The organism is Lentzea albida (assembly GCF_900111005.1).
In the GTDB taxonomy this organism is placed as follows: Bacteria; Actinomycetota; Actinomycetes; order Mycobacteriales; family Pseudonocardiaceae; genus Lentzea; species Lentzea albida.
On the sequence record NZ_FOFV01000021.1, the window covers coordinates 155,886 to 166,105 of the forward strand.

At 72.2% G+C, this 10,220-nt stretch carries 10 protein-coding genes; 4 read left to right on the plus strand and 6 right to left on the minus strand.

The annotated features are described in order from the left end of the window. Window position 1: 1 nt before the first annotated feature. Window positions 2–2,599, minus strand: coding sequence for an ABC transporter substrate-binding protein (locus tag BMY74_RS37650; protein ID WP_089924873.1), 2,598 nt, complete (start codon window positions 2,597–2,599; stop codon window positions 2–4). 459 nt (window positions 2,600–3,058) lie between these two features. Here BMY74_RS37650 and BMY74_RS37660 point away from each other — a divergent pair, with 459 nt between their 5' ends. After that, window positions 3,059–3,235, plus strand: a complete 177-nt coding sequence (locus BMY74_RS37660) for a DUF3040 domain-containing protein (protein WP_089924875.1) — start codon at window positions 3,059–3,061, stop codon at window positions 3,233–3,235. On the opposite strand, the gene BMY74_RS37665 is transcribed toward BMY74_RS37660, so the two are convergent. Genes BMY74_RS37665 through BMY74_RS37685 form a run of 5 tightly spaced genes read right to left on the minus strand, consistent with a single transcriptional unit; the run spans window position 3,207 to window position 7,870 of the window. Further along, the gene (locus BMY74_RS37665) at window positions 3,207–4,241 is read right to left on the minus strand and encodes a pyridoxal-phosphate dependent enzyme (RefSeq protein ID WP_089924877.1); all 1,035 of its coding nucleotides are present in this window, start codon (window positions 4,239–4,241) and stop codon (window positions 3,207–3,209) included. The two genes, BMY74_RS37660 and BMY74_RS37665, sit on opposite strands and share 29 nt — an antisense overlap. Window positions 4,242–4,249: 8 nt before the next feature. Next, entirely contained in the window at window positions 4,250–5,044 is a 795-nt protein-coding gene (locus BMY74_RS37670) for a Rossmann-like domain-containing protein (RefSeq protein ID WP_089924880.1), read from the minus strand. A 27-nt stretch (window positions 5,045–5,071) separates the two neighbouring features. Continuing rightward, on the minus strand, window positions 5,072–5,842 hold the full coding sequence (locus BMY74_RS37675; protein ID WP_089924883.1) for an ABC transporter ATP-binding protein: 771 nt from the start codon (window positions 5,840–5,842) through the stop codon (window positions 5,072–5,074). Next, window positions 5,839–6,900, minus strand: a complete 1,062-nt coding sequence (locus tag BMY74_RS37680) for a FecCD family ABC transporter permease (protein WP_245786585.1) — start codon at window positions 6,898–6,900, stop codon at window positions 5,839–5,841. Before BMY74_RS37680 ends, BMY74_RS37675 begins: the two co-directional genes overlap by 4 nt. Next, window positions 6,893–7,870 carry an ABC transporter substrate-binding protein gene (locus tag BMY74_RS37685; RefSeq protein WP_089924886.1) on the minus strand — a complete coding sequence of 326 codons (978 nt, stop codon included), beginning with the start codon at window positions 7,868–7,870 and terminating at the stop codon, window positions 6,893–6,895. The genes BMY74_RS37680 and BMY74_RS37685 overlap by 8 nt, the downstream gene beginning before the upstream one ends. A gap of 85 nt (window positions 7,871–7,955) precedes the next feature. Here BMY74_RS37685 and BMY74_RS37690 point away from each other — a divergent pair, with 85 nt between their 5' ends. From BMY74_RS37690 to BMY74_RS37700, 3 genes are all read left to right on the plus strand, one after another. Next, complete coding sequence (locus BMY74_RS37690) at window positions 7,956–9,167, plus strand: MFS transporter (protein ID WP_425434891.1); 1,212 nt, start codon at window positions 7,956–7,958, stop codon at window positions 9,165–9,167. Further along, entirely contained in the window at window positions 9,164–9,886 is a 723-nt protein-coding gene (locus BMY74_RS37695) for a TauD/TfdA family dioxygenase (protein WP_218159875.1), read from the plus strand. The genes BMY74_RS37690 and BMY74_RS37695 overlap by 4 nt, the downstream gene beginning before the upstream one ends. A 95-nt stretch (window positions 9,887–9,981) precedes the next feature. Further along, on the plus strand, window positions 9,982–10,220 hold a 239-nt coding region (locus tag BMY74_RS37700), incomplete at its 3' end, for a leucine zipper domain-containing protein (protein WP_143091859.1).

Genomic DNA, 10,220 nt, shown 5'->3' on the forward strand with positions numbered 1-10,220 from the left:
CCTACTGCGGATCGCGCGGGCACCCGGCGTCCGGGGCCAGCCCCTGCGCCAGCTCCTCGCCGAACGGCAGCTCGCCGCACAACAACCTGGGCGTCGAGGTCGTGTCCGTGTTGCCCTGCAACACGAGCACGGCCTTGTCCGCCGGCAGCCGCGTGCTCGCCCCGAACCCGATCCTGCCGGTGGCGCCCTGGATGGCGTTGTCCGGCCGGATGCTGCCGATCCCGGCCAGCAGCCCCTCCCGCACGCGCGCGCCGGGGTCGGTCCGCCGCACCTGCCGCACCCCTTCGGCCAGCACCTGCATCGCGTCGTAGGCGGCGGCCGAACGACCGTCCCCCAGCGTCTGGCAGGTCCTGCGGAACACGTCGAGGTAGTTCTTGTAGAACGGCACCTTCGCGCAGTCGGCCCACGCGGCGGGGCTCGCGAACGACAGGTAGTCCAGGCGCACGTTGGGGAACTGGGCCATCGTGCCCTCGAGGATGAACCGCGTGGACGAGTCGCTCGCGAGCACCGGCGGTGTGGTGCCCTGGCACCTGCTGTTCATGCCGCGCAGGAACTCCGCCAGGTACTGGGCCCGGCCGGCGTAGAAGACCGCGTAACCGGGCTTGGCCTGCGCCGGGCACGCGCCCTGCCCGAGGCTCGCGGGCGCGAGGCCCTCGTCGTCGTTCGCGACCCGGTACGACCTGTACTGGCTGACCGCGATCCCGCGCTCGGCGAACGAGAGCCGGGCGTCCTCGGCGAGGTTCTGGCTGTAGCGGTCGCCGGGGTCACCGGAGAAGAAGATCGCCACGTCCGTGACGTTCAGGCGGCTCTGCGCGTAGTAGGCGGCGACCTTCGACTCGCGCAGGTTGTTGGGCCCGATCTGGTAGTAGTACTCGTTGATCGTCGCCATGTCGTCGGCCGAGGTCAGCGTGCCGATGACGGGCAAGGCGTTGCTGCCCAGCCGTTTCACCACGGACTTGGCGGTGTCCGTGCTGATCGACAGCCCGGTCACCGCGACGACGCTGCGGTCGCGGGCCGCCAGTTCGACGATCTTGTCCGCGGCCACGTCACCGGAGGCGAGCCCGCGCCCACCGGGTCCCTCGCCGCCGTTGGCCAGCAGCACCTTCATCGGCACGTCGCTGTTCTTCTGCGCCACCCACACGCCGCGCAGCTCCTCGACCAGGGCGTGGAAGCTGTTGGCGGTGCTCGGGGTCAGCACGCTGAGGAACACGACGGTGATCGCGTCCGGCCGCAGCGCCGCCCGGCGGTTCTCCGCCACGATCCTGCTGTAGGCGTCCTCCAGGGCGGGCCGGATGTCGGCGGGCACCGAGTCGGGGACGAAGTGCCGCAACGGGTCCGCCGACACCCCGATGCACTCGTCGCCGACGCGTTCCAGCGGAGAGCGCGGGGACGGCGACCACCACTCGTCGCACCTGGCGTGGTTGAGGAACGGCACGGCGACCAGCGACCCGGCCAGCAGCAGGAGCACGAGCGGCGCCGCCGCGGCCCGGCGCAGGCGCAAGGGCGGGAACTCCGACAGCGCGCCGGTGATCCCGCGCGCGGGTTCCGACGGATCGGTGTCGAGTTCCAGCACCCATGTCCGCGAGCTCGACGACAGCTGGCCGAGCCAGTCGCCGTACTCCGCCAGCGCGTCCGCCGCGTGCGTCCCGGGCGGTCCGCCGGACTCCACGGCGACGACCACGAGCAGCGGATCCGGTCGGTTCAACGGGTTGCCGCGCCACGACCGTCCACTCCGGACCGCGTTGCGGGCGTCGCCGATCGCACCGGTCAGCCACCGCCCCGCGCTGTCCGCGCCGTGGTCGTCCAGCAGCAGCCACGGGCACCCCGTGCGCCGCCGGCCGGTCCCCCACAGCGTCCAGCGCCGGTGCGAGCGCCGCAGGTCCTCCAGCAACGCACGGACGAGCAGGGCGTCGACCTCGTCCTGGTGCCGCACCGCCAGGCGTTCCTTCACGACGGCCCGGGCGAGCCGGTAGAACCCGCCGCGCGACCGCCCGCCCAGCCGCTGCTCGCCCACCCACGTGGCCGGGCGCCACAGCAGGGCCATCAGCGCGAGACCGATCCGCGGCACGAGCCCGATGGCCAGCCTGATCCACCAGGGGAAGTCCTGCGCGAGGTCCTGCACACCGTCCCGGGTCACCCGCGAACGGCCCTTGAGGTGCGCGCGGAACTCGCGGGCGATCTCGCGTTCCTCGTTCTCCGGCTTGACGTCCTCGGGCAACGTCAGGTCGAGCAGCCACTCGACGAGCGCGAACCGCGGGAACCGCAGCACCGGCACGCCTCGCACCTCACTCGCGAGCTGCCCCACCACGTCGTCGAGCAGCTTGCGCCGCGACGGAGCCTCGCCGTCGGCGAGCGCGTACGGGACCCGGCGCCCCCGTGCGTTGGCAGGCCGGTTCACCAGCGCGTCCAGCGGCCGTTCCGTGCCCGGTGGCCTGCGCAACCGCACGATCGGCAGCGGCACGTCGCGCGCGGGCCAGCGCGGCCGGGTGGTCAGGTGGTCGAGTAGCCGGAGCAGCTCGACCGCACCGCTGAACCTGAGTCCCCTCGTCTGCTCCGAACCGTCGAACCACCCCTGTGCCGCCGCTCTCCCCCGCATCACGCCCCCGTTCTGCCGGACCCAAACAGGATCTGGACGGATTGTCGGGTACGGCGCTCGACGTATTAGCGGGAACGGACTTAATTCGCGGCGGCCGAGAATGCGCGCCGGAAACGTGGCGGGAGGGTTTGACCGGCGGGTACCCCGGGACCATGAGCCAACCAGTACCGCCGGCGGAGCCCGTGCCGACCACTCCGGGACCGGACCAGCCGCGCCCCACAGGACCCGACCAGCCCCAGCCGCCTGGCCCCGACCCGGACCCGCTGCGCCCGCCCGGTCCGGACCCCGACCCGCTGCCACCGGAGCCCAGGCCGCTCTGACGCGGGACCGCGCGAGCCGCTCCACCGCCCCCGCCCGCTCCACCGCGGCCAGAGCCGGACCCGGTCCGGCAGTGCCACGTTTGAACCCCGAAACCCCTGGGTACAGACCTCGTGCCACTGCCGGACCGACTCTGGAGCGCCGATGCTCAGTCGAGAGGAACACCAGCGGCTCATCGACATCGAGGGCCGCCTCCGTGTCACCGACCCCGACCTGGCCCGCGCGCTCAGCGAGGGCCCGGCCTCACAACGGACCCTGCGTCAGCGCGCGGCGGCCGCTCTGGCGGCGGCCTTCAGGAAGCGACCGGGATCGCGCGGCTGACCACCGCGTTCGGTGGTGCCTCCGCGCGGTTCCAGTGCATCCGCGACCACGGCAGGTCCATGTCGCCCAGCGCGCTGATCTGGCGCGGGCTCAGGTCTTCCGGTGCCGGCGCCGTGGCGTGGCGGGAGTACGCCGCGTCGACGTAGCGGTGGCCGGTGTCCGGGGCCAGCACCACCACGTGCCGGTCCGGGTCGAGGCGCTGCTCCCACCTCGCCGCCAGGTACGCGGCGCCCGCCGACAGGCCCGCGAAGATCGCGTGCTCGCGCAGCAGGGCCACGCTGCCGGACAGGGCCGCGTCGAAGCCGAACCAGTGCACGGTGTCGTAGAGCGTGTGGTCGACGTTGCCGAACGGGATCGAGCTGCCGATGCCGGCGATGATGATCTCCGGGTCGTGCACGTGCTCGCTGCCGAACGTGACGCTGTCGAACGGCTGCACGCCCACGAGTTCGACGGAGGGTGACGTCTCGCGCAGGAACGTCGCCAGCGCGCCCGTGGACGCGCCGGTGCCCACGCCGCCGACCACGGACAACCGGGAGCAGTCGGCGTGCTCGCGGATGAGGTCCGCGATCGGCCGGTAGCCGCGGTAGTGGACGTCGTCGTGGTACTGGCGCATCCAGTGGTGGCGCGGGTGGTCGCGCAGGATCTCCCGCACCCGTGCGACGCGCCTGCTCTGGTCCAGCTTGAGGCTCGCGGACGGCGGCATGGGTTCCACCGTCGCGCCGAGGATCTCGAGCTGGGTGTGCAACGTCTTGTCCACGGTCGTGGAGGCGACGATGTGGCAGTGCAGGCCGTAGCGGTGGCAGGCCAGGGCGAGGGCGTGCGCGTAGATGCCGCTGGAGCTGTCGACCAGCGTGTCGCCGGCGGCGATGGCGCCGCGTTCGAGGAGGTGGCGGACGGCTTCGAGGGCCGAGGCGACCTTCATGGTCTCGAAGCGCAGGCAGAGGGTTCGGGAGTCGAGGCGTACCAGGGCGGGGCGGCTGAGCGCGTCAGCGATGTGGTGGTCCACGTCTTCTCTCAGGCTCGGTAGCGGTACAGCGCTGTCTCGTCGGCGCTGAACTGCGAGAAAGGGAACGGTTCCGCGGACACGGCGGTGACGCCGGAACCGAGGAAGTGGCGGGCGACGGCGCTCGCGGTCTGGGCGTAGACGATCAGCGGGATCTCGCGCGAGCGGCACACCCGCAGGATCTCGTCGAACGTGCCGTTGCCGATCGTCATGCCCGTCGCCACGACGGCGTCCGCGACGCCGAGGACGTCCCGCATGTCCGGGGTCACCGGGTCGCCCCACTGGGTCGTGCGCAACGAGAGGTCACACGGCAGGCACTCGGCCCCGCGTTCACGGATCGCCGCCACCAGCGGGTTCACCACGCCGATCAACGCGACCTTGGCGCCCGGCTCGACGTCGAGCAGGCCGGCCACCGCGGCGTCGCGGGCGCGTGCCCGTTCCTCCGGCGTGCCGGCCGGGAGCACGACCCGCTCGGCGTCCGAGGTCCGATGTGGACGGACGCTGCCGAGGTAGGCGTCCAGTGCCGCCACGCGCACCGGCGCCGGGGCCTCGGTGAGCAGTGACGCGACGGGAGCGCCGGAGTAGTTCGCGCACACCGCCGGGTCGGCGTCGCCTTCCGCGAACGCACAGGCGCCGAACGCGCTTCCGATGCGCGCCAGCACGTACTGGTTGCGGTAGGTGGTGTCGCCACCCGCCAGCCGCGTGCCGTGGTGGACCCAGAACACGCTGGTGGCCGGTATCTCCCGCGGATCGGGACCGTGCCGCCCCTCCAGCACTTCCGCTATCAGATCATCCACAGTGGACATGACTCCCCCTCGACTCGGCAGATCGGTTCATCGGCGGACCGGCTCGCGGTACCCGACGGCCAGGTGGCCCAGGTCGTCGCGGCCGATCTCGGCTTCCACGTCGAACACCTCGCGCAGCAACGGCGCCGTCAGCACGTCCACGGCCCGGCCGTCGGCGACGACCTCACCGCGGTGCATCAGGACCAGCCGGTCGCAGTACCGGGCGGCCAGCGCGAGGTCGTGCAGCGCCACCACGACGGTCTGCGGCGTGCTGCCGGCGAGTTCCATCAGTTCGAGCTGGTGGCGCACGTCCAGGTGGTTCGTCGGCTCGTCCAGCAGCAGGCCGGCCGTGCGTTGCGCGAGCGCCCGCGCCAGGTGGGTGCGCTGGCGTTCACCGCCCGACAGCTGCTTCCACGGCCGGTCCGCCAGCGCCGTGAGGTCGAGCCTCCGCAACGCGGCGGCGACGATCTCGTGGTCGGCGGCGTCCGGGCCGCGCCACCGCGACCGGTGTGGCGTGCGGCCGAGCATGACCACCTCGGCCACCCGCAGGTCGCTCTCGGTGTCGGCGGTCTGCTCGACGAACGCGAGCTTGCGCGCCCGGTCGCGGGCGGACCACGACCCGATCCCGGCGCCGTCGTAGAGCACGCGCCCGCCGGTCGGGGTGCGCAAACCGGCGACGCAGCGCAGCAGCGACGACTTGCCGGAGCCGTTCGGGCCGATCAGCCCGACGGTCTGCCCCGGCTCCACCGCCAGCGACACGTTCCGCACGATCGTCTTGCCGGGCACGCCCCAGCTCAGGTCCTCGACGTCGATCCTCACAGCTCACCCCGCTTGCGCAGGACCAGCAGGAAGAGCGGCACGCCGATCAGCGCGGTGAACACGCCCACCGGCACCTCGAGCGGCGCGAAGACCACGCGGGTCAGCGCGTCCGTCCAGACCAGGAACACCGCGCCGACCACGGCCGACATCGGCAACAGCTTGCGGTGCAACGGACCCACGAGGAACCGCACACCGTGCGGGATGATCAGTCCGACGAACCCGACCGCGCCCACGGCGGCGACGGCCACGGCGGTCAGCACCGACGTCGTCACCAGCAGCACAGCGCGGGTCGTGCGAACGTCGACGCCGAGCGAGGACGCGGTGTCGGTGCCGAACGCGAACCCGTCCAGCGCGGCCGAGCACAGCCACACCACGAGCAGCCCGGCGGCCAGCACCACCGCGCACACCACCACGGACGTCCACCGGGCCGAGGCCAGCGACCCCAGCAGCCAGTTGGTGACGGCACGGATGCTGTCCGCGTCACCGGACGACAGCAGGATCAACGACGTCAGCGCCGCGAACAGCTGCCCCACGACCACGCCGGTCAACACGATCCGCGAGGAGTCCAAACCGGTGCGCCGCAACAACACCATCAGCAACCCGAACGCCACCAGCGCGCCGATCAGCGCACCGCCGGTGATGCCGAGCTGCGATCCGGCGAACCCGAGCACCACCACGACCACCGCGCCGGTCGAGGCACCGGACGACACCCCGAGCAGGTACGGGTCGGCCAGCGAGTTGCGCGTGACGCTCTGCAGCACCGCGCCGCACACCGCGAGCGCGCCGCCGACGAGTGCCGCGAGCAGCACCCTGGGCAGCCTCAGGTCCCAGATCAGCGAGTCCAGCAGGCGCGGCAACGGGACCACCGGCAGTCCGAGGCGTCCGCCCGCGGCACGGCCGATCTCCGCCCAGCCCGCTCCCACACCGATGCGGACGGCGAGCGCCATCGACACCACGAGCACGACGAGGCTCAGGGCGACGACGAGCGTGTTCTTCCTGCGCTGAACGGGTTTCGGGCTCTTCTGGACGACGGGGTCGAGGACGGCCGCGTCAGCCACGGCCGGCGATCTCGTCGAGACCGGCGCCGAACGCCTTCAGGGCGTCGACCGTGCGCACGGACGGGTCCATCTCGATGCCGGGCAGCTCGATCACCCTGTTCTCGCGCACCGCCCTGAGCTGCGAGACGGCCGGGTGCTCCTTCATCATCGCGAGCTTCTCGCTGGCCTTGTCGCCGGGGTTGCCGCGCTCGGACAGGTCGCCGATCACGATCACGTCGGGGTCGCGGCGCGCGACCTCCTCCCAGGACGCCTCCGGCCACTCCTGGTCCAGGTCGTCGAAGACGTTCACCGCACCGGCGATCTTGCTCATCTGGCTGGGCATGCCGTCACGGCCCGCCACGTACGGGACGCCCTTGAAGACGGAGTAGACCCAGACGACCTTGACGGGCTCCCGCTTCACGGCCTGCACCTCGGCGACCGCGGCGCGCTGCTCGGCGGCGAGCTGGTTCGCCTTGTCCTGGATGCCGAAGATCCTGCCGAAGTTCTCGTAGTCGCGGAACAGCCGCTCGAACGGCGCGGTCGTGCCGTCGGAGCAGTTCACGGCGCTCACGAAGGTGGGCACGCCCAGGGATTCCAGCTCGTCGCGGGTGCCGGCGCGGTCGGGGGTGAAGAGCTCCTGGAACGACGCCACGACGACGTCGGGGTTGGCGGCTCTCAACGGCTCCGAGGTGAGGACCTTGGGCGACAGCACGGGGATCTTCGCGTAGGCCTCGGCGTACTTCGGCGCGACCTTGGTCTTGACGTTCGCGGTGCCAGCCATGCGGTCCTGCAAACCCAGCGCCAGCAACGTCTCCGTGGAGTTCTGGTCGAGCGTCACCACCCGCTGCGGCGTGCCGGTGAACGTGAGCTGCTTGCCGCAGCTGTCCACCACCACCGACTGGGCCGCCGGCGCTTCGGCGCCTCCCGGTGCGGCACAGCCCGCGGCGAGCACCGCGACCAACGCCAGGCCGATCCGGCCGGGGTGAGACATCAGATCCTCCAGAGATTCACTCGAACGGCTTGCGCTACTGTAACGACAATCATTTTCAATGCAACCCTGCCGGAAGGTCGATCGCGTGGTCCACGACACAGCACCCCGCAGCTCCTCGGTGCTGCGCAGCACTTCATTCCTCCGTCTCTGGACCGCCACCACGGCGTCCGGCATCGCGACCTGGGCGCTGCCGTTCGTGCTGGGCCTCGCGGTGCTCTCGCGGTCGATCACCGCCGTGGAGCTGGGTGTTCTGCTGGCCGCGCGCACCGCGGGCTTCCTCGCCGCCGTACCGGTCAGCGGTGTCCTGGCCGACCGCTACGCCCGCCGCCAGGTGGTCCTGTGGTCGGGCCTCACCTCCGCCGTCGCCGCACCCGTGCTCGCGGCGTTCGTGGGCGACTCGCTGGTGGTCGCGGCGATCGCGGCGGCGGCGATGGGAGCGGGCCAGGGTGCGTGCCGGCCGGCGTTCCAGGCGCTGACGGCCGAGGTGGTGGAGGGCGACCAGCGCCAGCAGGCCAACGCCGCCATGACGTTGTCGGTGCGGGTGACGACGCTGGTGGCGCCGGGCCTGACCGCGTTGCTCGCGCTGGTGGTGAACACGGAGGCGCTGCTGCTCGGCATCGGCGCGCTGTGGCTGGTCGCCGCACTGGTGCCGCCCGCCGGTACCGGACTCACGAGTCCCGGCGGCGGCAACGGTTTCGTCGCGGACTTCTGGGAGGGCGTCCGGGAGGCCCGCAGGCACCCGTGGTTCCTGGCCGGGCTCGGCGCGCTGACCGCGGTGATCGCCACCGGCTACTCGGCGACCGGCGTGGTGCTCCCCCTGGTCAGCCGCGACCGCTACGACACCGAGGCCGTGCTGGCGGGAGCGCTCACCGCCTACACGCTCGGTGCGCTGGCCGGTGCCCTGCTGATCGCACGCTGGCGGCCGAGGTACGCGGGCTGGACCGCGCTGGCCGGTTTGGCGCTGTACGGGTTCGCGCCGCTCAGCCTCCTGCTGCCGGTGCACCCGGTCGTCGTGGTCGCGGCCTACGCCGTCGCCGGACTGGGCATCGAGCTGTTCAACGTGCCGTGGTTCACCGCGACCCAGCGCGAGGTCGAGCCGTCCAAGCTGGCCCGCGTGTCCTCTTTGGACTTCCTGATGTCGTACGGCCTGGCGCCCGTGGGCCTCGCGCTCATCGCCCCGGCGATCTCGTCCTTCGGCGCGCCCGCCGTGCTGGCCGCGTGCGCGGTGATCTGCTTCGCCGCACCGGCCCTGGCCGCGCTCGTGCCGTCGTCCCGCGACTTCGGGCCGCGCCGGTGATCGTTCCCCGCCTACCGGCCCTGGACCCCGCCGCGCGCACCGCCCTGTCCGAGATCGGGGCCGTGGTCCTCACCGGCCTGCCGAACTCGGCGGACTCGCTGCCGGTCGCCGCGTCCCTGCTGTTCGGCACGGCGTTGCGGGAGCTGTTCCCCCACCGCACCAGGCGTTCCGTCGACGGCGGGGTCGTCGGCCTGCACGCGGACAGCTTCGACGTCGTCGTGGACGTCGGCGGGAAGGCCGTGCGGCGCAGGCACCCCGACGAGGACCACGTCCTGGTGCTGCTGGCTTCGCAGGCCCCGCGGGGAGGTGAGTCGTTCGTGCTCGACGCGCACGAGTTCACCGACTCGCTGGACGCGGAGCTGCGGGACTTCCTCAGGGGCGCGGACGTCGACCTGTACGGCCGCTGGGCGCAGACGCGCGGCCTACCCGCGACACCGCGGGTAGGCCGCCACATCGAGTTCACGCGCACCGGCAGGCGGATCACCCGCCGCACGGACGGGGTCGCGGCCCTGCACCGCGATCCCCGCACCGAGCACGTCACCGCGATGCTGTCCCGCTTCGACGCGGAGGTCGAGCGGGTGCAGCGGGACCTGCCGAGGCTCCGGCTGACCGAGGGCGATCTGCTGGTCCTCGACAACTACCGCTGCTGGCACGGCCGCGACGCCCACGAGGGCGCCAGGACCGTGCACATCCAGACGGTGCGAACCGACGACGCCTAGGTGTATTGACCACGAGCGTTGTTGACGGGCCTTGATCATGGGGAAGGCCTCCGTGTGTGGTGTAGGTGTCGAATCTGCACCGCACGGAGGCCTTCGTGTCCCACCGTAACGCCCGCCTGACCGTTCATGGCAGGCGGCTTCTGATCACTCGCGTCCTGACAGGTCGGCCGGTCGCCCACGTGGCCGCCGAGATGGGCATCTCCCGGGCAACGGCCCACAAGTGGATACGTCGCTGGCGCTGCGAAGGCGAGGCCGGCCTGGCCGACCGCTCCAGTCGTCCGCTCACCACCCCGCACCGCACACCCGCCGACCTCGAAGCCCAGGTGTGCAGTCT

What these genes read in the sequence shown, in the direction of transcription:
- BMY74_RS37660 (WP_089924875.1), top strand. Translation starts at nt 3,059, where the DNA reads ATGCTCAGTCGAGAGGAACACCAGCGGCTCATCGACATCGAGGGCCGC.
- BMY74_RS37685 (WP_089924886.1), bottom strand. Translation starts at nt 7,870, where the DNA reads ATGTCTCACCCCGGCCGGATCGGCCTGGCGTTGGTCGCGGTGCTCGCC.
- BMY74_RS37670 (WP_089924880.1), bottom strand. Translation starts at nt 5,044, where the DNA reads ATGTCCACTGTGGATGATCTGATAGCGGAAGTGCTGGAGGGGCGGCAC.